Raw genomic sequence first — 21,640 nt, 5'->3', positions numbered from 1 at the left:
ACCTCAGGCGACGGGTAGTTCAACTACCCGCCAGTAATGGTCGAGCATCTCAGTCACACGCATGAAGCCATCACCCACATGCTGTTTGACGATATAACCGGCCACGTGTTTGGAATAAGCCATGAGCTTGTCCTGGTCATCCTGTGAAGTGGTCAGTACGAATACAACTGCGGACGACAGGTTTTTATCCTGCCGCAGTTCTGCCAGCATCTCTTGCCCGTTCATGCGCGGCATATTAATGTCCAGCAAAATCAGATAGGGACGTGGCAAGCCCTCGGGCGAGCGCAAGATTTCCAGCGCTTCGACGCCGTCATGGGCACGTACTATGGGGTTGGCGATCTTGAGTTTTTTCAGTGCGCGCTCTATACCCAGCACATCAACATCGTCGTCATCGACGACCAGGATAGTGACCGGTCTGGTTTGCGGAATGCTGTCATTCATTTGACACCTTTCGCCTGCGCACAATAATTAATAATACTCTAAGGCAACATTGTTGCAACGCGAAATTTGTAACATAACATCTGTAAGACGGTATGTGTAACAAGCCCACCGCAGCACAATTTACCTATGAAACCAGCCCTGGTTACCTGCTTGCAAACCAGTGCAAATATATCATGATTACCAAATTTACATTTATATTATGCAATTGTCTATATCGCTGCAATATTGATATGATTAATTTGCATTTGTTGACTCTTTTGTGGTTAGAGTTGATTTTGCCGTGAAGTAATAATGCACCTCCGGTTTTTTTTTGTATGTAGGAAAATGCCTCGTCATGTAAGAATTCAGGCAGGTAAACATATCCGCTTTCAGGGTTGTAATTTTGTGCGGAGTGGATTGCTGCCAGCACTGTCAAATTTCCCGTTTTGCAATAACAAAGGATTCGATACAATCAGCCTCAGTTTTGCCATCCTGGCAAGCAAGGCAGGCTCTGATACCACTACGGAATTCACAGGAAGCAGCATGACAGAAGACAAATATCCCTTTCCTTTACAAGACAGATACACCTACCCACGCGAATATCGCATCAAGCCCATCTGGCGCGTCTCAATTTCTTTGCTGGCATTTATCTTTATCGTCGGTGGTTTGACTGCCACAGTACTGGAAGTAGCCATGTTGCGTGAAGCGGGCATGCTGATGTGGATCGTGCTGGTTTTGAGCCTGGTCATTAGTGCCCTGGGCTTGTACATGCTGCTCAAAACCCTCAGGTATAAAGTAGTGCTGCACAGCGATGCCATAGAAATACAGGAGATATCCGCCACTACCCGCCTGCTGCGCACCCAATTGCATGGTCGCCGCATGGTGCGCCGTAACAATTCCCCGGAAGAGATAGAACTCATCCCACGAGAATCTCATGAGAAAAAAATCCACGTCCCCAGCATGCTCAAAATCGATGCCGCCTTCCAGGCATGGATGAGCACCATCACAGACCTCGACCTGCAAGACCAGCAAAAAACACTAGCTGAAATTGCCGCCGACACCAACCTTGGCAGCAACAAAGAAGAACGCCTGCAAAAACTCGCCACCGCAAAAAAGAGAGCCAATCTACTCAACGGCGCAGCCTTCGTGCTATCCATCTGGATGATCATCTACCCGCAGTCTTACCAAATACTGATGCTGGTGTTGCTGGTCATGCCCTGGCTAGCCCTGCTGCTCATGAAGACCGCAAAAGGCGTCTACCAGATCGACGGCAATACCAAGGACATCAAACCCAACCTCGCCATCATGATCTTCATGCCCGGCCTGGCCCTCATGATGCGCGCAGTGACAGATTTCAACCTTGTCAACTACACCCCGGCACTACAAATGGCACTCGCCTGCAGCCTCACATTCACCGCCCTGGCCCTGCACCTCGATTGGCCCTTGCGCAGCAAACCAATGATGATACTGGTATTCACAGCAATCTCCTTCGCCTACGGCTACGGCGCAACAGGCCTGCTCAACAGCCAGCTTGACCACGCCGCCGCAGAAACCTACCAGGTGCAAGTGTTAAGCAAGCACATCTCCCACGGCAAACACACCTCCTACCACCTGCAACTCGCCCCCTGGGGGCCAGTAAGGCATGCGGATGATGTGACTGTTGAGCGTGAGGTTTATGAAAGTATTGCGGCAGGTGGGATGGCTTGTGTTGTTTTGCACAAAGGGGGTTTGCATTTGCCTTGGTTTGTGGTGGGGGCTTGTTTGGGGAGGGTTTCGTGATGAGCCAAGATTTGCTGAGCAGCAGGTGTAAGCTATTGTAGCTAAAGCGTTGAGTTGCATATGTTTCAGTTGTACCCAGACTTGCTAAAGGCAATTTTTTAAAAATTGCCTTTAGTTGAGAAGATTGAATTGTCAAAGTTGAGACCCATTCAAATGCTGCAATTTGAGAGTCGCCTCCTCACGCTTACTGCTGGTTTAGCGTTCTACTTGAAACTCACTCTCTAACTCCTGAAGCTTGAAAAGCTGAACTTTGGTTCTGAAGGAGTAATTTAGGGCAAGCTCGTTGATGCGATTTATTGTCCTTTCAAGTTGATTCGCTTTTTCTTCTCGATCAGACACTATCACATAGTTGAATTCCAAATTTCCCTTTAGATTGTCTGGAAGTGCGTTGGCGAATTTGTTTGCTCGATCGAAAAATTCCTCAAGTGAAGTGATGGGGATTGCTCCCATACGAGTGAATCGAACTTCTAACACAATTGCCTTCAAGGCCGAGATAGCCACTCCATCAAACACGATCTTCGGTTGATCTTTTAGAGCAACGTTTCTTTCAAACCGCATGCCCAAATCTTTGGAAAATTTTGCGAGAACCAATTCCTCAGCTAGAAGCCCTTCTCCACGGAAACCGCGAATTAAAGCCTCGGAGGACGGTGTAAGTGGTGAAGCGGGGATTCGATGCGTGCCATTAGAAGCCGATGAAGTGGTTTCCTCATTTGACTCTGAGGCTGGTTGCTCAATCTCGCCAAATATCTTGTCGACCTTTGCGACGGAAGCACCTACGAGCATATCTCTGAAGGTCTGATCGTCTTTATAATCCGATGGCGCGTAAAGTACGTGATTTTTTTTATAAAGAACGAAAAAAAAGATAGCCACGAGAAATAGTGGGAATCCCATCAGAAACCAAACATAGCGCTCTTGCGTCGTGGCATTTAGAAAGGGGAGAACTACAGTTCCACTCACTTCTGCTAATGCTGCAAAGATAGCAATTACCGTAAGCGGATTCTTTATGTGGCCAACTTTTTCAATCATAAGATTCTTTCATTCGTGAGAGTTAATGCCTCTTCATAAGTCAATAAATTTAGCTCCGAAGGAGTAAAAACTAAATGTTCTTTGTCCATTTGAATGACTTTTAGCTTTCTTTGCGTATTAAGATTGACGCACTCTGCCTGAAAGACTGCCCTTAAACCTTTATGCTGCCTCATTGTGGCAGGGGGCAAATTTCACATTCATGTATTTCATAAGCTGTGCACGCAAAACAATCTCGCTATTAATTATCTTATTTTCTACATTAATTAACAATTAAATATTCCAATGTGTGTAGTATTTAATGAAATTACTAGTTGCATAACAGTAACGCGGTGATTTTCGTGTCAATCATGAAGTTGAATGGGGAAAATTTTGATTGAGGATGTCATGAATATTTCAGAACAAACTGGAATCGTTTTCGACCCTTGGCTCATTAGCCGACTACATTTCCAAAAAATTAAAACCTTTACTAAGGTTCAGCAATTAGCCATTGACGCCGGAGTTTGTCAGCGCAAAAGCTTAGTTATTTGCGCACCGACTTCATCTGGGAAAACTCTAATTGGCGAATTGGCTATGTTATCCGCAATTCGTGCTGGTGCAAAAACCCTTTACCTTGTTTCACACAAGGCGTTGGCGGATCAGAAGTTTGAGGATTTTGAGCTACGTTACGGCCTGAGTGGAGAAGATCCAATTGCTCGAATCGGCATTTCAACTGGTGACCGAGATGACGGAGATCCTGACCCAGATGTACTCGTTACAACTTATGAGAAAGCAATAGCTCTGGTTATGATGGGTGTTTTATCTATATCTGAGACAACCATCATAGCGGACGAATTACAGATTCTTGGTGAGGACAAACGAGGGCCTGAGATTGAAGTTTTATGTGCAGCGCTTAGGCAACGTAATCCAAAGCAGTTCGTTGCTCTGACTGCTACAGTTGAAAACGGTAAGGATTTGGCTGGATGGTTGAATTGTGAGCTTGTTCAAACGACTCATCGTGATGTAGATCTCATACAAGAAATATGGGCAAGAGATCAAATCTACAAAGTCAAATTTGGACAGGATCAAGGTGCTTCAACTCAGTTTACTAGGCTGCCAACTACAACGCTGGACGCCGTTGATCAGCTAAGGAAAGAAGGGCGAGGGCCAATTCTCGTGTTTACCGAAACGCGAGCCGATGCGATGAAGCTAGCGACAGAGTATTCAGCTAGATGCTCAAAGACTGCTGCTGGCTATAAGTTTGCGGAACAACTGGAACTATTTTCTGAGGCAACTGAATTCTCTATCCGATTGAAATCCTCTTCAGAAACAAATGTGGCATTTCATACTGCTGATCTAACATCCAGTGAGAGAACTGTTGTAGAGCAAGGATTAACAGAGGGGCATTTCGAGGTTTGCTTTGCGACTCCTACATTAGCTGCTGGAGTTAATTTTCCATTTAAAACGGTTTTATTCGATAGAATTAGACGCCGCTATATTCCTCCCGCTGACATACCTTTAGGGGCGTATCGTAATATGTCTGGGAGGGCCGGCAGGCTTGGTATGCACAATGAGGGATATGCAATTATGATTCCTCGAGATAATCTTGAAATGAAGCATGCCAACTATTTAGTGGGTACTCAAAATGAATTGCTCTATTCGAAACTGGCATCCTTAAGTGTCAGAAAAATAGTTTTACAATTAATTGCCTGTGAAAACGCTACCGATTCGGTAAGCACCCGGGAATTTTTGGAGAACACATTATTTTGGTATCAAGTTCAAGATAAAAATCCGACCAAATTAGACGAACTGATTTTGAAAATTGAGGATGCTATTCAGTGGCTGGTTGAAGCGGAAATGATTGTCAATGATGCAGGAAGATTGAGAGCAACGAAATTTGGGAAAGTCGTGGCGCAAACGGGATTGCTGCCTACCACGGCGCTTTTTTTCGGGGTTATGCTACGTCAAAACTCAGCAAGCCTTGAAGTGAACTTTGAAAATTTCGAAGTCGCGTTGCTTTTAGCTGTGTGTCATTCCGATGAGTTTAATCAGGAAATTGGTCAACGGTTTCTTCCAGGCGTTACATATGGCGCTCCCAGCGAACAAGCATACTCACTTCTGAATGAAGCATCGGCCTATTCTTTGATCCAAAGTCAGAATATAGATAAAACCGTCGCACAATGTGTATATGCGTTATACCTTTTTATATCTGGAGAAAGTGAAAGGAAGATAGGCGCTTGGTCTGGAGTCCCGTCAGGGCAATTGCACCGTTTTGCCGGGGATATTCAATGGGTTTTAAATGGTATTCGACAAATCGCAACTGTGCCAAATATATTGGTATCACAAAAAGTGATGAATCAAATAGGAATTTTTGCGCGCAGGGTTCAGTTAGGCGTGCCGATGGAATTAATTGACTTGGTTACTATTGCCCAACGAGCAAAAGTTCCCGGTTTCGGCCGTCAAAGGGCGCTAGCTCTTCGGAAAGTTGGTTTCGACAGTCCAGAAAAAATTCTGGAAGCCCCTTTTGATGCACTTGAAGGAGTCTTGGTGAACCGAGAGCGTACTAAATTACTACTTAAAGCAATTGAAAATAGTGAGTCGGATCCATATAAGCGAATGGAACGTCAACATATGCGATTTGCAAAGACTTTAGGGTTAGAAGAGTTGGTTGAGGAATTGTATTCATTGCTTGGAGGTGAATATGAAAATCCAGTGGAGAGAATTTTGTCTCTCGAGACTACATGGGTAATTCAAAAATTAGACGATGGTATGCGTCAAGGCGTGCCGGATTTTATGATTACTATGGACGAAGTTTCGCTTGTTTTGGAGTGTAAAACAACTACAAAGAAACCCCCGCAAATTAATAAAGAGGAGGCTTTCGCTGTACTGCATAAAGCGGCAGATATTGCTAATGTTCATAAAGTCACTCTAGGGAAACCAGGATTCGATACCTTTTCCGCGAGCAAAGCATGTGCTTCCATTGAAATCAGTTTACTTCAGCATTCGTATTTTGTCGAAGCAATGCTGTTACTACGTTCTGGCAGTAAAAGTGCGAAGGAGGTTTTTGAATGGATGATAACGCCAGGTGTTAGCGAGATTGATCGACTAGGACGTCTCCCAATTATCTGAATTCCAAGAAATTTTGGGGCAGGTCGAATATTCATACGATTTCAGTCCGTGGACTGTGGCTAGTGTAGGCGCGATTAGTGCACCGTTATCGCACGCATACATGTGCATAGCCGTGATTGAAATACGTGCGATTACGTTACACTAATCGCACCTACGAGCTTTACACGTCGCCAAAACTCAGACCTTGTAGTAAAAGCCACTCACTCCTCTATAAGGTACGAGTGGCTTTTTATTAGGTAAAGCAAATCTAGGGGCAAACCTAATACTCATGCCGAACGAGAATTACCAGAGTGCCACGACGAGCGGCACTGCCTATATCTGCCGCAGTTTATGGTGTTGCCTCGCACACTGATTCAAGCACAGCCTGAAATCATGCATTTGCCCGGGCCTGTTAACCTTAAGGCTGTGCATAATAGATGTAGTATCAGGGAAGTCAGGTAAGATACCCCCAAAATCGTGCTGTAATCAAGTGCGCGCAATTTTTTACCAGCTTAGTTAGTTTCCAAAAAGGAGATTGCATTGCAACTACTCACTGAACAGACTACAACCGTCGCCAGATCTGTCGAGGCCGCATATCAGTACGCGACAAATCTTGAGCATTTTGCTGAGTGGTTTCCTGGGGTTTTATCGATAGAGTCAGCCAACACACTCGAGCATGGGCAGCGTGGCAAGGAATATCTGGAAACAATCGCGGCCCCGCTCAGAGGCAAGAGAAAAATAAAAATCTGTGTCAAAGAGGCTGAATTTGGCAAAGTGTTTATTACGGAAGGTGAGTTTCCGCCTTTGATGCCAAGAATGGAGATACGCTTTCAGGCTACCGGTGCTGAATCCTGTAGCGTCACATGGAAGATGTTCAGTCGCAACGATAGCTTTATATTCAAAGCCACGCTCTTGCATTTATTCAGGAGCGTATTACGCAAAAGGGCAGCTATTGGTATAAAACGTTTGCAGAAGACTCTCGAGAAGCGGCCATGACTCTGGGGTTCCCAATCGTACTCGCATAATGCGAAAGCGGGTACACTGATGCCTTCTTTTTAAGGGAACTTAAGGGAGCATAAGATGGGCGTGGAATACCGGCATTTTTTGGTCGTCAATGACAAGGACTGGCTGCCAGCGGCGGATACCCTGGCACGTGTCGATGCGGTCTTGCATAAATGGTCGCTGATCGATACGCCGACAACGGTGTTTGATTTATCGACGATGAAAGAATCATCAGAAAAAACCATTCCCAACTTCATGCCGGGTGCTGGCCAGGCGCTTATCTACGATGAAGCCAAAGGCAAGCCCGTAGCAGACATCGCCGGGCCGTGTTACTACGATACCGTAGAGGATGAGGATCATTACATTTCAAAAATCATTGTCGTCGCTGGCAATGATATCCGTATCCAGCAGTCTGACGAATACAGTTATTTCGAACAGATTTCACCTGCGCAGGACCAGGCGTGCACGGGTTTTGTGTATGACCTGGATGCAATTCCCTGGCCGGTTTCAAAAACCTTTGATGCCTACCTGGTTCACGGGGAGTATTCAGATGCACCTGAGATGCGCATTCATTTGGGTAAAAATTTCCCTGGACTGTATGACTGGACCGACTATGCCGGCTATTGGCGCGGCGCTGTCATGCTGGACTTTGGGAAAAGCTTGCCGGGTTTTTGCGAAAAGCTACGCCAACTGCCCGCACGCGATTTTGTCAATGAACTGTCCACTGCGTTTCGGGGGCCGATTGCCGAGGTAGGGGTAGTTTATTAATTTGAATAGACACCTGCTCTTGAATCAGTGCGTAGGTGCGATTAGTGAAACGTAATCGCACGCATGCTGAACAACACGCATAAATTCCATCACCAGTATAACCCTGGAATAGACCTGGAATGAACAGTCAGCAGTGATTGAAATACGTGCGATTACGTTACACTAATCGCACCTACAAGCTACCGGGGTTATTGGGTAACCCCGGCTTAAAAGTAGCTGCTACTTCACCGTTGAAGTAGCAGGCAAGGTGCTGATGATAGTTTGCTGAAATTTTTCTGCTTCGTCTTTATGAATTTGATGCCCAGAATTTTCAAATAAAAACAGGGCTTTCTTTGGTGCTTTCAATTGCACGAAATAGTCTTTTGTAATTTGAGCTGATGTTTGTATATCGTTTTTACCCACGAAAAAATAGACGGGGCAATCGACTTCTTTCAAGGTCTTTGGTAAGTCCATATTCATGACTGCATTCCATACTGGTGACCAGGTTTTTGACCATTGCAGAAAACCGGTTTTGAAATCAGCACTCGTTACAAACTCTTTGCCTTCTTTGTATAACAGCCACTTTCTGAGATAGAACAGGTCTTCGTCGATTTTAAATGGGATGTTGACGCTGGCCAGTTCCTGGCTGGCGATTGCGTTATCCTTGAAATGGATTTTCAGGGCGGCAAGCAATTCTTTCTCACTCGCCAGCTGGCTGATAACCGGGTTTGCTGCAAAATAAGCATGCAATAATTCAGGATGATTTCTGACGATGTAAAAACCCAGGACATTGCCCCAGGAACTGCCCAATAAATATATTTTTTCCTGCTTTAACTCTTTTCTGATGAATTCTATGACTTGATAGGTGTCTTTCTCCATGAGTTCAACAGAGGGCTGGACGGGTGAAGGATTTAATTTCAATGTTTTCCCAGCATCTCTTTGATCCCATTGAACTATCGTAAATCTGTCTTTCAGGATATTCGTGAAAGAAGCCGCATTATTCATCATCGAGCTTCCGGGGCCGCCTGATAAAAATAGCAGGACAGGCTTATTTGCATCATCTGTTTTAATTTCCACAAACTGCTTTATTCCACCAATTTCCGGGGTCAGCATTTTGTCGATTTTTATTGACATGTTTTGAGCCTTGGTCTGGTTCATGTCTTGCGCTGTACATTCAGAAAATGGAATCAGGGCAGCAAATAAAATTGCCAATATGCTTTTATTTATCATCGGTTTATTTCAGGTTGGTTGCTTGCATGTTGTGGAGATGAAACTGGTGAAGCTGCATCTGCGCAACTGGGTATTTGGTTAATGCAGACAATCGCTGATGACTGCATATTTACCCAATGCGCGGTTTAAGGTCTTGCTTCAACGCGCCGATACAGGCACAGCACGGAAAGCAGCAGTCTGGTTCGACATGATCTTTACTGGAGGCAGCACATACGTGGAATCCGTGGCAGTGAAAGTAAATATCTGCGAGGCAGCGGCAGCATTGGCGTTGAAGGATGAATTGGGGATGGCTGCCAGTGAGTTGTACTGATATACATTGTATTTAACACCGGCGGTCAAACCGTAGACGGTTGCGGTCAAGGTCAATGGTGCTGCTGCCGGTGGGGTATTCGAGTCTTTGCTCATTGCCGGGTTTTCGTAATTCAAGTCGGTCGCCAGGCGCACCGGAACAGTTTCCCTGTTCAGGTCGGTGACACCGGTGATGGCGACGGCTGAATTTTGATTGTTGATGCTGGTATGCAAGGCAAGCGAATACGGTGGTGCAGTTGAGGAGTTAGCTTGCACACGTGTCATCTGGAATTTGTCGAAACCATATTGAAACAAATAAGCAGCTGCCACCGGCGGGGCAGTAAACTGGTTGGGGTAGTTGACGTTATTAGTGCCGCTATTGTCACTGAGCTGCAAAATATCGTCGGGGTAATAGGTCTGGTTCAATCCCGGTACCAAAGGGTGGTTGGAGGCGATGCCATTGACCGGTACGATATGATCGTAACTGGAGAAGCCAGCCGAGGGATTGCCGCCAGGCTGATACTGATTGACATAGATCCCCATGATTACCGGATAACCTGCCAGCACGTAGCCCTTGATCCAGGCCAGGTACTGGTTGGTGGTGACAGCGTTGGATTGCCCATTCCATTCAACCGCAGTCAGGTGCATATTGGCTGCTGCCGTCAAATCGTTGACCGAAACGAGCAACTGGCTGTTGACGTCGGTTTGATTCACGCCCGGTGTCGCGGCAGCGCGTGCCGTGTATTGCGATACATACTGGCCGTAATACAAACCGGCGCTGATGAATGCTGTTTCGCCACAATAACCGTAATTGGCATTCCACTGGTGGCGTGGCGGAATCGCCAGTGACATCGCATAGGTGGCACCAGTTGGCGGAGGTGGCGAATCCGCAGGAACAGGCCCGGGCAATATTACCGGCACCAGGCTGGTGCTGACCTGGTTTTGTATGGCGGAATTCTGTGCATTGCTGCCGCTGCCACCTGAGCCGCCACCGCATCCAGCCAGGGTCGTTGCCAATAAGCCGACTGCCAGTGCACTTGCGATTTTTTTATTCATGAAGTCTCCGTATTTTGCGTGAACTTTTGGTTCACTTTTCTTTTGTCGCTGATCTTGCTGATGTCAGCAAGCAATTGCGCAGTAGCAATTATGCAACGATTCTGCTGCCGGGTGAGAAAAAGTTGGAAGAGCTGGGTGCAAGGTGAATAAGTCAGGCCATTTCATGATTTGGGGAGGCTAGTGGCCTATGTTCAAGCCATCGCCGTGGCGTAGCCGTAAAGTGAGGCGTATTACCATGCGCCGCATGGTGCCTCAAATTTTAGAGGGAAATACTTTGTGCCGTTCCCTGTCCATGAAGCAGCCTCCCCGTCAAAACCTGCAACTCTGCTAACGACATGCCAAGCTTTTGCTGCAAATAGAGCGGGTGATCGCACTCCTGCAGCTCTATCGCAGGCCGTTCACCCAGTGGTCTGGTGTGCAAGATAGCTTCCAGGTGCAGTGTGGTTTGTTCATACGGAAGGGCAGATGAAAACCAGGCAAAGCAGGGTGGTTCGGTTTCGCGCCCCTTTGTTTCCCACAATTCACAAGCTCGTTCAAAATTCTTTTCGCTCAGCGATACCCAGGCCAGCCAGACGAATTCTTCGCCAGTCTCGATGATGGGGATTTCGACACGACCGAGCACGAAAAAATACTTGTCATCGACGATGCACTGGTCGGATGACAGCTCGCAGCGTGATTCACGTTCGGCCTCTGGTATGTTGTACCAGATTTCTGGGGCAGACGGCCCATAACATAGTGAATATCCTTCATGGAATGCACCACATGTGGCGCAGGTAAAACCGGTGGGCATTTTTTTCCTGTTATTTGGAGTTGGGTGAAAGAGGCGGCAGGGTGCGCCGCGCGCACCATTCAAATTTCAACGAGCCGTAGTCATGAATCGGTGCGTCAAAAAACGGTGCGCACGACGCACCCTGCTGATTGCCGTTTTTTTCCTGCCAATAGCTTTACGCTCATCAATCCACAAACACCGTATCAGTCTTGCCCTGAGGCGGGATCTTGATGGCGATGGCTTTTACCGGGCCATTGCTGACGATGCTGCCGGCATGGGCCGTGCCTTTGGGGATGATGATCAGGCTGCCGGGTTTGAAGTCTTTGCGCTCTGTGCCCAGCCACATGCTGCCGCTGCCTTCAATGATGTACTGGATTTCATCGGTCTGTGGATGCATGTGCTTGGCGACATTGCCTGATTGTATACCGACCGTGGCATGGTCGGTAATGACCAGGGCGCGTGCATTCAAGTCGGCATTGCCGGTCTTGGGCAAGTCATCATGCTTGATGGCCAGCAAATCAATGATGGTGGCAGACAGGGCAGGTGCATCGGCGCGGGCGTCGCTGACGGCATGTTGTATCAAGGGCGAAGCGACCAGACCGGCAAAAAAAGCGGCGGCGATGGCAGATGTTTTGTTGATGCGCATGATGTCTCCAGGTTGTCAGTGTCGGATAGGGGGCAGAGTGGAATGCAAAGTGTGCAATACAAAGCCATGTCCGGCAAGAGATTTTCATTGTCACGACGGTATTGTTTGCCATGTGCAAGCCATGCTGTGGTTTCATTTACTTACCAGCGCAGGCGGCTTGCAATTTTCTGCTACAAATCATTACAAAACCCAGTCAACAAGGCTTTTATCATGGCCGTTAATGTCATCACATAGCAGGCATACCAAATGCCTGCACTGCCGCATCGTGCGGACATTGATCTGGAGAAAAAAATGAAAAGAATCGCACTTGGTCTGACGGCGATAGCTGCCGCAACCGCGTTGACAGGTTGCGTCGTGGCACCGCGCCCTTATTATCATGCACAACCTCAGCCTGTGTATACGCAACCAGCGTATGCACCTGGCGTCGTCGTGGTAGAAACTGCACCACCTGCACCCTACGCTGAAGTGATAGGTGTGGCACCCAGCCCTGATTATGTCTGGATAGGCGGTGCCTGGTTCTGGGAAGGTGGCCGCCATGTCTGGCATCGCGGTTACTGGTCGGCACCACGTGTTGGCCACGTCTGGGTAGGGCACCGTTGGGAATATGTCGGCCACTCCTGGCATTTCAGGGAAGGGCACTGGGCACCGCATCGCCGTTAATCCCGGCTACTGCATGAGAGCATGGCGCAGACTATTGCGCCGTGGCAGGTGGCATGCTTTAATCTTGCTGACAAAAATCAGTTGATCAATCCCATGCCATCTGCCCTTACCAACAGCCGCCGCCGTGCGCTGCTGTTTTTCCCCGTATTACTCTTGCTGGCCTCATCCCCCATTTGCGCCGCCAGCACTTACCAGAAAACCCGGATTGATGGCTGGACCCTGATGTTTGACCAGGGTTTGCAAACGGCAGATGCGGCATCCAGATCTGCCTTTATCAGTGCCTTGACTGATCAACTGGACAAACTCAGAAAATTGCCAGCCCAGGCGCAGGACAGTTTGCGCAAGGTCAGCATCTATGTCTCCAGTGGCACCTACCGCGCCTTTGGTGCACAACATCACCCCTCTGCACAATGGCTGCAGGAACATGACTACCCCGTTGAATTCGCTGGCAATATAGAAATCTGCAACTGGAAAGAATTCGCCACCCTGGTGCGCAGCCAGCCTTATGGCTTGTTACATGAAATGGCACATGCCTACCACTTCCAGCATCCAGAACTCGATGCAGCCATCCTGCGCGCCTATGAAAACGCCAAAGCCGCCGGACTATACCGCCAGGTCACGCGTGACCATGGCACAGCACTGCAAGAAGCCTACGCCATCAGCAATCACCACGAATATTTTGCAGAACTCAGCGAAGCCTTTTTTGGGGAGAACGATTTCTACCCCTATCAACATGCAGAATTAAAGCAATATGATGCGCGTGGGTATGCGATGCTGGAAAGTGTTTGGAAGATCTAGATTTTGCATGCAGTCCTTGAAATGCACTCGCACGTGCTCTGAGTCAGCAAGCAAATCGATTTGCTTGCTGACCGTTTTATAATTAGCCCATGAAACCTGCACAGGATAAAGCTGATGAAAGTATTGGAAGTATTGGAAGTATTGAACCGTAGCCTGTTTTTACAATTGAATGCTGGTGAACAGACTGGCGCTGGCGTGATCAGCATTGCAACGCTGATAGCCGAAGTGTTGATTTACCTTATCCCGCTGGCTCTTGTGCTTGCATGGTTATGGCAGCCTGAGCGCCGCCATCTGGCACTCAGGGCCTTCCTGGTGTGCTGCATTGCCCTTGGCATAGGTCAGTTGCTGGCTGTGTTCTGGCCACATCCCCGTCCCTTCATGATAGGGCTGGGGCATGCCTGGATGCCGCATGCTGCCGTTGCCTCTTTCCCCAGTGATCACGGTATCGTTTTTGCCAGCATGGCTTGCAGCCTTTTACTGGCGGGTGAGCTGGCCCTGGGTGTGCCGACTGCCATCATGGGTATTGCGGTGGCATGGTCAAGGATATTCCTGGGCGTGCATTTTCCGCTGGATATGCTGGGCGCTCTCGGGGTATCGCTGTTTGCCTATTTGTTGTTGTCACCCGTGTGGGCAAGATGGGGTGGCCCATTCATGCAGGCAATAGAAAAACTCTACCGTTATCTGTTGGCCTGGCCTATTGCCAAAGGCTGGATCAGGCCGTAGCCTCAGCTTTTGATCAGCGATTGAAATGGACTAAACAGCTTGCCAGCAACTTGATTACGGCAGGCTTGGAAATAAATAATGCGCCGCATGTGTGCGTCATGTACGGCACATATATTTTCCTGCGGCATTTGAGCACCATACGGCGCATTGCAATGCGTCTTACATCAAGGTAGTGATTTGAGTATCCTGTGTTGTATAGGATATGCATCCCATGAGATACGGCAAGTGGGGAAGCTATTTCCCCAAGCCTGCTTACTCTGCCAGTTTCACATTCATGGTAATGCGCGCCGTGAAGACTTTGACGCCGCCGCTATCGACCACATCCACGGTGACGATCTTGTCGCCTGCGGTTGTCCAGTCCAGGCCGCTGCCGTCTGCCACAGCCGTGACATCGGTCTTGGCTTTTGCCAGATATTCCACCGTCATGCCCTTTGGTATCCAGCGCCCGCCTGCGGGGATGGAGACGTCGGTCATGGTGCCTGCCACCAGTTCTGCCGCATTGCACAGCGCAATCGCATGGATGGTGCCCAGGTGGTTGGTGATTTCGCGGCGGAAGGGGACTTTGGCCTCGGCATAGCCTGGGCGCAGTTCACTCAGAGTGGGGTTGATGGTGCTGAAGTAAGGAGCCATCTGACATACCATTTTGCTGAACTGCTCGGGGCCACCGAGTTTGAACATCTCTAGCGCTTGACTCATTTTCTTGTCTCCTGAAGTGTAAATGAAATACCTATAATTAGAATAATATTCTAAAATAGAATTAAATTCTATTTAAGAAAAATATTCTAGAACATTTTTCTGTGTCAAGCGGTTTACTCGTGGGCGAGCTGCGGTATCATCGCCATCGAACTATCCTATTACTCATTTTCTGGCAGTATTGATTTGGCTACAGCAGACGTCCTCGAACGCAATTACCCCGGCAGGCGCGCGCAGTTAAAGCGCGATATCCTGCTGGGTGCCCTCGCATGTTTCAATGAACATGGCCTTGACCTGACCACGATAGAAATCATCAAGCAGCACTGTGATACCAGCGTCGGCAATATCTATCATCACTTTGGCAGTAAAGAAGGCCTGGTGGCAGCACTGTTTTTTAGTGCGCTGGAAGACCAGGCACGCCTGCTGGCAGACTATCTGGAGAAGGCCCGCTCGGCACAAGAAGGTGTGGCGGCGATTGTCTGCGCCTATGTAGACTGGGTGACAGAGCAGCCAGAGTTGGCGCGCTTTCAATACCAGGCGCGGGCAGCGATTGCCAAAGGGCCGCAAGCAGATGAATTGTCAGCCAGGAACCGTACCCGCAATAAAAACATGCATACATGGTGGGCCGCGCCTGGCAGGCGCGATCTGATCAAACACATACCGGATGATTTACTGCCATCGCTATTGATAGGGCAGGCAGAAAATTACTGCCGTGCCTGGCTGTCCGGGCGGGTAAGCACTTCACCAAAAAAATACCGTGAACACCTGACGCAGGCTGCCTGGAATTCTGTGGCGATGCATGCGATGGAGTGAAGCCCGGTAGGGTGCGTTGTAACGCACCATTTATTGATGAGTGTCAGTCGCGCAATGTGGTTTCGTTAAAAGATATCCTAAACAAAGAGATTGATTGGCGCGCAGCTTATTTTACGCAAAATCGGTGCGTTGCAACGCACCCTACATCCAGTAATGCGTCAACCATCGCCGTGATGTAGCCGTAACGTGAGGCGCATTGCAATGCGCCGCATGGTGTTCCATGGTTTTTGGGCAAACATGTGTGCCGTACATGACGCACACATACTGTGTATGTATTGCGCGCTTCTTCCGCTATCCCATTAATTGGATGACGCCAGACTACGCCGCGCAATCTGTAACTTTTGCATATTCACACGCTGCAATTCGACCCGCTGCAACTCCACCTGATCCAGCCGTACAAACACAAAGCCCTGCTTCAGGGTTTCTGCCAGTGCTACCGCCAGACCCTCGGCAGAGTCGGATGCCGGTTTGTTCATGTGCGCTATGATCACATCACCCGCTTGCAGGCGTTTGAATTGATTGATGATGGCTTGCTTGCGCAGCGTCGCACCCTGGTCTGCATTCAGTGAGAAACCGGCGATTTTGTAGCCCATGCGTTTGATCTCATCCATGGCCTGCGGGTCATATTTTGCGCTGGCACCGCGATACCATTGCGGGGTAGTACCCATCGTGCTGGTGATGGCTTTGGCACCTTCGGTGACTTCACGTTGCAGGCCTGCGATGTCGGGTTCACCCGCCAGCCCATAGACTTTCTTGCCGGGGCCGATGATGGCGGGGATGTGTTTTTCACCGTGGTCTTCAACATCAAACAAATCCAGGTTGGCCTTGATGATGGCAACACCGGCAGGATTTTTATCCAGCCATTTCTTGGTCACAAAGATGGTTGCGGGAATGCGTTTGCGTATTAAAAAGTCCAGCAACTCCGCATCAAACTTGCCCGAACAGGCATCCAGCGTCAGTGCTATTTTTTTGTCTGCGATTTTATTTGTGCTAATAGGCGTAGCGATGCGGTTGTGCACCTCTACGGGCATGGCCTGCGCAGATGAACACCAGGCGATAGAGGCCACAGCGGCGACGAATGAAAAGCATGCAGGGCGGCTGATGCGAAAAAGCATGTCAAATAAACTTATTTTTTCTATAAGCTGCGAGTATACGTAAATGCAGGCCGGAAGCAGCTTTAATTACATTTGGTAAAACTACAGGAACGTAGATAGTGTGTGCCAGCGCACAGACCCGTTCGCCGTGGCGCTTTAGTATGGTTTTACGTTGCAGAGATCGGTATCATCTGGCAGATAAGCTAGGGAGCAGAGCGAGGCACGTCTTAGAACTTGTTATCCACGGATTTCGATTCATCGTACAGATAGTACGGGCGTTTATGTCAGTTGGGTGACTCTAAAAGAACCTGCCAGCGGCAGGTTTTTTTTCGTGTTGAACCCGTGTTCGTGCTGCCGCCCTTGGCATGCCTGGATGTGCTTAAGCGTCTGAAGGCAGTCAGGCATGCAATGCGTTTGATGGCATCTGTGGGCCTGCTTAATTATCTTTAATTATCTGTTTGACAAACTATTCGCCATGGCATAGGGTAGCTGTTTTCTTCTGCGAGAGTTTTCGTTTATGAAATCCACATTTGTCTTGATCAGCATGCTGGCCGCCTTGTCGGCGACTACCCCGGCGTCTGCCGCCCAAAATAACAGTGGCAGCGTCAAAGTCGAGGGCGATGCCATGGTATCCACGCTTGATGGCGTGGGTGGCACCGTGCATGAAAACGGTAATGTGCTTGAACTCAAGAATGGCGAGTTAAGTCTCAACGGCATTGTCGTCTATAAAAAGAAAGGCGTACTCAAAGTGCGGCTGGTACACAAAGGCGAGACCTTCACCCTGACAGTCAATGGCAAGGACGTACCATTGCCTGAGATTAAACAAGCGCCAGCACTGACATAAAGATACCTGGGATTGCAGTCCGCAGCAATCTGCCGCAGACTGGTGCTGTTAGCTACTCTTGCTTCTTCGTATCCGGGCAAGTCGCTGGCATATTGCGCTGCTTGAGCAAGCTGACGAGGGGCTGGTTGTCGCCATTGATGGCTTCTGCATACAGCTGATAGCTATCGCCGTATTCCCCGGCTTCCGGGCAGATAAAATCCTTTAACTGCTGGTCGCTGAGTTTATTGAGGACTTCTACCACTGCCGGTGATACACGGGTGTAAGCGCTCATGACGCCATTGCCATCCTGGTTCAAGCGGCGCAAATTGGCACCGCTTTGTATCAGGTAAGCCAGCAAACCGGCACCACCATCCTTGGCACTTTCCAGCCCGCCTTTGATGCTCAGCCTGTGGGCCAGTGATTCTGCTTCCTTGCCATTCATTTCGCGCAGGCGTGACTGTATGCGTTTCTTGTCCGCTTCACTATAAGTCCCCATGTCAGGAAAAGAAAACCGTTGCAGCGTCCAGCTTTGCTGCGGCGACAGCATACTTGTATCAGCAGGGATGGCGTAGGGATCAACACCGGTATCCAGCGCATACAAAATGAGTTCAGCCTTGCCGCTTTGCATCGCCAGCGACAGCAGGGAGCGTCCATCAACCACCACTTTCATGTCCACGCCATGCGTCTGTAAATAACGCAAAGTTCTCAGTAGTTGATCTGCATCTGCCGCTTGCCCATCCTGAAATATCTCCCACCATGACGGTGCGGTCTTTTCGATGCCGACTGCATAAGCATACCTTGTGGAAGGGCAGATCAGCGACAGCTTCTGCTCGACAAACACGTCCAGCAAGCCAGTATCCATGCGCAACAACGCCGGGTTCAGGTAGCTACAGTAAGCATTGTCAGCGGCATTCTGTGCCAGCAGATCTGTCAGCATGGCACGCATCGCGGTGGCATCGGCTTTGGGCAACACGCATTCTTCCAGCACACGCTTCTTGGTCTCCAGATCGTGCCTGCCTGACGACAGTTCTGTTTCCAGCACGGCACGGTCACCGTCACAGGCACTGATGCGCAAAAGATTACGCTGCCAGGCATCCTGTTCATCTTGAGAGGCTTGTGCTATTTCCTGGTTTTTCTTTAATTGGCTGATCTGGTGCATGACATAACTGGTCGCCATGCTACCTGCCATGCATACCGGGAAAACCAGCAAAGGTGAAGCCAGCGCAATCAGAAGGCGCGGCAAGAAATTCTTCTTCAGTTTGATGAAAATCACGATCATCGCAATGACACTGAACACGAAACTACCAGCGGCAGCAACGAGGAGTTCTTCCAGGCCGGTGCTGGGTGCAAAGGCAAATGCGGTGCTGGTGAATGAGAAACTGAATAGTGTGAAAAACAGCCGGGTCAGGTTTGCTTTATTTTGCCTAGCATGTGCAGGCAATAATCTGAGGCTGCTGTGGTTTGTGCTGGTCAAGGTGTCGTCTGCAGTTCTATTGTGTGCGTGATTGCTACCAACAAACCAAGGAATTTGTTGGCAACTTTGCGACTATAGCATGTTGCGGATTGCACATGATAAATGTGGAGTCTCGTCAGGCAGTAAAGCTGTGAATGACTTCAATCTCGCCAACGATATTGTCATTCATCAGCTCAACATCTTCAGCCGGTATCCACCATTCGGTGTGAATGGCACCGCCAACTGTCTGGACTGGATACTTGTCCATGAAGCTTTTGTTGACCTCAAAGCGCGTTACGTAACCTGCGCCGCTTGCGGCCACATTCCAGTCCCTGGCAATCTGAATCGCATATTCAGCATTCGTCACCGGATAGAAAATCGGTTGTTCTGGCAAACGGGGTGGCCATTTCTTGTTGCCGCTGTCACGCACCAGTGCGAGCTCTTCTGGGCCGGTAGGGCGGTAGAGTGTGACGGTGGTGATGTTGTGCGTGGTCATGATGATTGGTTTCTGGATATTAATGTGCCGACTATAGTTTACTTATTTATTAATTGCAACTAACTTGGTTGTGTTTTTAATTTAAGTTGCTGGGCTGAGCATGACATTGTGCCTGGCCAGAACCGTGGTTTCGCAAATTGCATGGACGTAGCTAATGCTGCAATCCGTGCATGGCATCCATGATTTTAAGAGCAAAAGATCAAAATATGACAACTGGAGATTACATATTTCTGGATAGACTAATTTCAGTACCTGATAGTAGAAATGGGCTGATGCCTACGCAAGAAACAGCATTTATTATAAATCCCTCTAACAGGAGTTGAACGTGAAACGTCTATTGATCACATTGCTGGCAGTCTCATTCAACGCACAAGCTGAAGAGTCATTTAGTACCTATAGCTTCAAGGAGTATGGCTCACCGGGTTGGGGAGGCTCGAGTAACTTCTGGGCTCATCGATACTGGAATCCCGCCAAGTCGCGAGACGAATGCCGTTTTGACGGGTGCAAATTTAATACGGCCACTCATACTGGCATGGACTACGCAGTCAATAATCCAGACTATATAGATGCCGTCATGTCATACGGGTTTGGCAAGGTAATCGGGAAAAAAAAGGATTCGTATGGTCAGGTAAGCATCCGCAACTTGATCAGGTCTGGCGAGTATTTCCAGGTTAATCTATTGCACAGTTCCGGTCTGTCCGACGTCATCGTGGAGCGCAACTATATTGCCAAAGGCCAGTATATTGGAAAAAAAGGTGGAATAGGGGCGGGGGGAGTCACCGTCTACAGCCCGCATCTGCATGTAGAGATTGCTGATACCGTAAGCCTTGCATGGATTTATACAATTAGTGCTCGCCCTGGAGAGCTTGCTGCAAACAATAGTTTGTATTCTAAAGCATCGCTAACTGCGCATTACTCTACGACGGATATCAATTTGCGCTACTACGATCCTTTGGTTTTTGCGGCGAACAAGCGAGAGTTGATACCATCTCTTGGGAGAACCAGTACCACGTCCGAAGCAGATTATGATGTATTTGGCATTGCCAAAAAGGCGTTGTATGGCTTTCTTCCAATTCAGGGCAATCATAAGCGCTCAAGTATAGTGGTGCGGAAAACTGGCAACCGTAGTGAAGCCGAAGATTACACAAAATCAAGTAGCCTGACTGAAAAACAGAAATTTCTTGGGAATACTGTAGGTACAGTTCCATCTTCAGGTATTTCAGGTGTTACAAGCGATGGTTATGATGTTGGCGACTATATGTTTCTGCCTTTTTTGGAGCCTCTGGATGGAAGCGATTCCCGTTATGGATATCCTCTGAAGTTTTCAATCGTCAATGATGGGGACATTATTGTCGATAATGATCAGCTCAATACAAAGAATGGGGTATCAGTTGGGTCAGTCTTTGATGGCACAAGACCTTCAAATCTTGGCGCTGGTAAGGTACCTGGCTATTATCTGACTGCCAATCTCTTCAAAGGGAAGAGTGATGCATTTGCGCAATGGAAGCCAGGGACTGCGGCCAAATACAAGATTTATGTACATATTCCTGAGCGGGGCCCGAGTGCAAAGTCTGTTTTTTATAAAATAAAACCTGACGGCTCCAAAGTGTTGATCTCGAAACCGGTCGATCAAAAAAGTAACGGTAATAATTGGGTTCAATTGGTAGCAGAAGATAATACGGATATCTTTGATTTTAATGCGCTTGGCTATGTTGGACTGTCGCTGGGGACAGCAAGTGATGATAGAAATAAAGGAATAAGCACTTCTGAAGAAGTTGCAATTGACGCTGTCAAATTTGAAAAAATTTCGACAAGTAATACCAATGGCGGCAATACTGCCGCTAGTCCTATCGATGCCATGTATGCCAAATACCAAGGATATTTCGGGTTTAAATCTGGTTCAAATTATGGATGCTTCACTAGCTTCCTATGCCAGAATTTTGGTGGTGGCAAGATCATCGCTATGTATGTTTCGACCAGAGAGCTATATTGGTATGATGGTAGCCAGTGGTGGTACTTTGGGTATATTACTTGAAGTAG

The 21,640-nt window shown here is 48.3% G+C and carries 20 protein-coding genes; 10 read left to right on the top strand and 10 right to left on the bottom strand.

Features of this window, described 5'->3' with window-relative positions; genetic code table 11:
* Positions 1-3: 3 nt before the first annotated feature.
* Positions 4-441 carry a response regulator gene (locus AC3WQT_RS00680; RefSeq protein ID WP_423009480.1) on the bottom strand — a complete coding sequence of 146 codons (438 nt, stop codon included), beginning with the start codon at positions 439-441 and terminating at the stop codon, positions 4-6.
* Positions 442-963: 522 nt separating this feature from the next.
* Here AC3WQT_RS00680 and AC3WQT_RS00675 point away from each other — a divergent pair.
* Complete coding sequence (locus AC3WQT_RS00675; protein ID WP_492701251.1) at positions 964-2,199, top strand: hypothetical protein; 1,236 nt, start codon at positions 964-966, stop codon at positions 2,197-2,199.
* A 195-nt stretch (positions 2,200-2,394) separates the two neighbouring features.
* Here AC3WQT_RS00675 and AC3WQT_RS00670 read toward each other — a convergent pair whose 3' ends face one another.
* The gene (locus tag AC3WQT_RS00670; RefSeq protein WP_492701249.1) at positions 2,395-3,225 is read right to left on the bottom strand and encodes a hypothetical protein; all 831 of its coding nucleotides are present in this window, start codon (positions 3,223-3,225) and stop codon (positions 2,395-2,397) included.
* Between the two features lie 384 nt (positions 3,226-3,609).
* Between AC3WQT_RS00670 and AC3WQT_RS00665 the strand changes: the two genes are divergently transcribed.
* The 3 genes from AC3WQT_RS00665 to AC3WQT_RS00655 all read left to right on the top strand — a co-directional run bounded on the left by AC3WQT_RS00665 (position 3,610) and on the right by AC3WQT_RS00655 (position 8,079).
* The gene (locus tag AC3WQT_RS00665; RefSeq protein ID WP_492701247.1) at positions 3,610-6,330 is read left to right on the top strand and encodes a DEAD/DEAH box helicase; all 2,721 of its coding nucleotides are present in this window, start codon (positions 3,610-3,612) and stop codon (positions 6,328-6,330) included.
* Between the two features lie 519 nt (positions 6,331-6,849).
* The gene (locus AC3WQT_RS00660; RefSeq protein WP_492701245.1) at positions 6,850-7,305 is read left to right on the top strand and encodes an SRPBCC family protein; all 456 of its coding nucleotides are present in this window, start codon (positions 6,850-6,852) and stop codon (positions 7,303-7,305) included.
* Positions 7,306-7,389: 84 nt separating this feature from the next.
* Entirely contained in the window at positions 7,390-8,079 is a 690-nt protein-coding gene (locus AC3WQT_RS00655; RefSeq protein ID WP_492701243.1) for a hypothetical protein, read from the top strand.
* A 219-nt stretch (positions 8,080-8,298) separates the two neighbouring features.
* Here AC3WQT_RS00655 and AC3WQT_RS00650 read toward each other — a convergent pair whose 3' ends face one another.
* The 4 genes from AC3WQT_RS00650 to AC3WQT_RS00635 all read right to left on the bottom strand — a co-directional run bounded on the left by AC3WQT_RS00650 (position 8,299) and on the right by AC3WQT_RS00635 (position 12,047).
* Positions 8,299-9,288: an alpha/beta fold hydrolase gene (locus tag AC3WQT_RS00650; RefSeq protein WP_492701241.1), complete on the bottom strand. Its 990-nt coding sequence runs from the start codon at positions 9,286-9,288 to the stop codon at positions 8,299-8,301.
* A gap of 138 nt (positions 9,289-9,426) precedes the next feature.
* Positions 9,427-10,632, bottom strand: a complete 1,206-nt coding sequence (locus AC3WQT_RS00645; RefSeq protein ID WP_492701239.1) for a hypothetical protein — start codon at positions 10,630-10,632, stop codon at positions 9,427-9,429.
* Between the two features lie 259 nt (positions 10,633-10,891).
* Positions 10,892-11,422: a DUF2199 domain-containing protein gene (locus tag AC3WQT_RS00640; protein ID WP_492701237.1), complete on the bottom strand. Its 531-nt coding sequence runs from the start codon at positions 11,420-11,422 to the stop codon at positions 10,892-10,894.
* Positions 11,423-11,585: 163 nt separating this feature from the next.
* Positions 11,586-12,047, bottom strand: a complete 462-nt coding sequence (locus AC3WQT_RS00635) for a cupin domain-containing protein (protein ID WP_423009522.1) — start codon at positions 12,045-12,047, stop codon at positions 11,586-11,588.
* A gap of 291 nt (positions 12,048-12,338) precedes the next feature.
* On the opposite strand from AC3WQT_RS00635, the gene AC3WQT_RS00630 reads away from it, so the two are divergent.
* The 3 genes from AC3WQT_RS00630 (at position 12,339) to AC3WQT_RS00620 (ending at position 14,228) form a co-directional block, all read left to right on the top strand.
* On the top strand, positions 12,339-12,707 hold the full coding sequence (locus AC3WQT_RS00630; RefSeq protein ID WP_492701235.1) for a hypothetical protein: 369 nt from the start codon (positions 12,339-12,341) through the stop codon (positions 12,705-12,707).
* Positions 12,708-12,728: 21 nt separating this feature from the next.
* Positions 12,729-13,505 carry a hypothetical protein gene (locus tag AC3WQT_RS00625; protein WP_492701233.1) on the top strand — a complete coding sequence of 259 codons (777 nt, stop codon included), beginning with the start codon at positions 12,729-12,731 and terminating at the stop codon, positions 13,503-13,505.
* A 114-nt stretch (positions 13,506-13,619) separates the two neighbouring features.
* The gene (locus AC3WQT_RS00620) at positions 13,620-14,228 is read left to right on the top strand and encodes a phosphatase PAP2 family protein (protein ID WP_492701231.1); all 609 of its coding nucleotides are present in this window, start codon (positions 13,620-13,622) and stop codon (positions 14,226-14,228) included.
* Between the two features lie 252 nt (positions 14,229-14,480).
* Here AC3WQT_RS00620 and AC3WQT_RS00615 read toward each other — a convergent pair whose 3' ends face one another.
* Positions 14,481-14,924, bottom strand: coding sequence for a hotdog fold domain-containing protein (locus AC3WQT_RS00615; protein ID WP_492701229.1), 444 nt, complete (start codon positions 14,922-14,924; stop codon positions 14,481-14,483).
* Between the two features lie 183 nt (positions 14,925-15,107).
* Here AC3WQT_RS00615 and AC3WQT_RS00610 point away from each other — a divergent pair, with 183 nt between their 5' ends.
* Positions 15,108-15,734: a TetR/AcrR family transcriptional regulator gene (locus AC3WQT_RS00610; RefSeq protein WP_492701227.1), complete on the top strand. Its 627-nt coding sequence runs from the start codon at positions 15,108-15,110 to the stop codon at positions 15,732-15,734.
* Positions 15,735-16,033: 299 nt separating this feature from the next.
* Here the strand turns inward: AC3WQT_RS00610 and AC3WQT_RS00605 are convergent, their stop codons facing one another.
* Positions 16,034-16,849 (bottom strand): polysaccharide deacetylase family protein, encoded by an 816-nt coding sequence (locus tag AC3WQT_RS00605; RefSeq protein ID WP_492701225.1) that lies wholly within the window; start codon positions 16,847-16,849, stop codon positions 16,034-16,036.
* Between the two features lie 496 nt (positions 16,850-17,345).
* On the opposite strand from AC3WQT_RS00605, the gene AC3WQT_RS00600 reads away from it, so the two are divergent.
* Positions 17,346-17,672, top strand: a complete 327-nt coding sequence (locus tag AC3WQT_RS00600) for a hypothetical protein (RefSeq protein WP_492701223.1) — start codon at positions 17,346-17,348, stop codon at positions 17,670-17,672.
* A gap of 52 nt (positions 17,673-17,724) precedes the next feature.
* Here AC3WQT_RS00600 and AC3WQT_RS00595 read toward each other — a convergent pair whose 3' ends face one another.
* Both AC3WQT_RS00595 and AC3WQT_RS00590 read right to left on the bottom strand, forming a co-directional pair.
* Entirely contained in the window at positions 17,725-19,125 is a 1,401-nt protein-coding gene (locus AC3WQT_RS00595; protein WP_492701221.1) for a hypothetical protein, read from the bottom strand.
* 115 nt (positions 19,126-19,240) lie between these two features.
* Entirely contained in the window at positions 19,241-19,600 is a 360-nt protein-coding gene (locus tag AC3WQT_RS00590) for a hypothetical protein (protein WP_492701219.1), read from the bottom strand.
* Positions 19,601-19,925: 325 nt separating this feature from the next.
* Here AC3WQT_RS00590 and AC3WQT_RS00585 point away from each other — a divergent pair, with 325 nt between their 5' ends.
* On the top strand, positions 19,926-21,635 hold the full coding sequence (locus tag AC3WQT_RS00585) for a carbohydrate-binding protein (protein WP_492701217.1): 1,710 nt from the start codon (positions 19,926-19,928) through the stop codon (positions 21,633-21,635).
* The last annotated feature ends 5 nt before the right edge of the window (positions 21,636-21,640 follow it).

It is taken from the genome of Undibacterium sp. FW305-107 (assembly GCF_058788535.1).
The sequence above is the reverse complement of the archived record's forward strand: the minus strand, read 5'-3'. Positions and strand labels throughout refer to the sequence as shown.

What these genes read in the sequence shown, in the direction of transcription:
- AC3WQT_RS00670 (WP_492701249.1), bottom strand. Translation starts at nt 3,225, where the DNA reads ATGATTGAAAAAGTTGGCCACATAAAGAATCCGCTTACGGTAATTGCT.
- AC3WQT_RS00630 (WP_492701235.1), top strand. Translation starts at nt 12,339, where the DNA reads ATGAAAAGAATCGCACTTGGTCTGACGGCGATAGCTGCCGCAACCGCG.
- AC3WQT_RS00640 (WP_492701237.1), bottom strand. Translation starts at nt 11,422, where the DNA reads ATGCCCACCGGTTTTACCTGCGCCACATGTGGTGCATTCCATGAAGGA.
- AC3WQT_RS00680 (WP_423009480.1), bottom strand. Translation starts at nt 441, where the DNA reads ATGAATGACAGCATTCCGCAAACCAGACCGGTCACTATCCTGGTCGTC.
- AC3WQT_RS00650 (WP_492701241.1), bottom strand. Translation starts at nt 9,288, where the DNA reads ATGATAAATAAAAGCATATTGGCAATTTTATTTGCTGCCCTGATTCCA.
- AC3WQT_RS00615 (WP_492701229.1), bottom strand. Translation starts at nt 14,924, where the DNA reads ATGAGTCAAGCGCTAGAGATGTTCAAACTCGGTGGCCCCGAGCAGTTC.
- AC3WQT_RS00635 (WP_423009522.1), bottom strand. Translation starts at nt 12,047, where the DNA reads ATGCGCATCAACAAAACATCTGCCATCGCCGCCGCTTTTTTTGCCGGT.
- AC3WQT_RS00605 (WP_492701225.1), bottom strand. Translation starts at nt 16,849, where the DNA reads ATGCTTTTTCGCATCAGCCGCCCTGCATGCTTTTCATTCGTCGCCGCT.
- AC3WQT_RS00645 (WP_492701239.1), bottom strand. Translation starts at nt 10,632, where the DNA reads ATGAATAAAAAAATCGCAAGTGCACTGGCAGTCGGCTTATTGGCAACG.
- AC3WQT_RS00665 (WP_492701247.1), top strand. Translation starts at nt 3,610, where the DNA reads ATGAATATTTCAGAACAAACTGGAATCGTTTTCGACCCTTGGCTCATT.
- AC3WQT_RS00675 (WP_492701251.1), top strand. Translation starts at nt 964, where the DNA reads ATGACAGAAGACAAATATCCCTTTCCTTTACAAGACAGATACACCTAC.
- AC3WQT_RS00600 (WP_492701223.1), top strand. Translation starts at nt 17,346, where the DNA reads ATGAAATCCACATTTGTCTTGATCAGCATGCTGGCCGCCTTGTCGGCG.
- AC3WQT_RS00620 (WP_492701231.1), top strand. Translation starts at nt 13,620, where the DNA reads ATGAAAGTATTGGAAGTATTGGAAGTATTGAACCGTAGCCTGTTTTTA.
- AC3WQT_RS00590 (WP_492701219.1), bottom strand. Translation starts at nt 19,600, where the DNA reads ATGACCACGCACAACATCACCACCGTCACACTCTACCGCCCTACCGGC.
- AC3WQT_RS00625 (WP_492701233.1), top strand. Translation starts at nt 12,729, where the DNA reads ATGGCGCAGACTATTGCGCCGTGGCAGGTGGCATGCTTTAATCTTGCT.
- AC3WQT_RS00655 (WP_492701243.1), top strand. Translation starts at nt 7,390, where the DNA reads ATGGGCGTGGAATACCGGCATTTTTTGGTCGTCAATGACAAGGACTGG.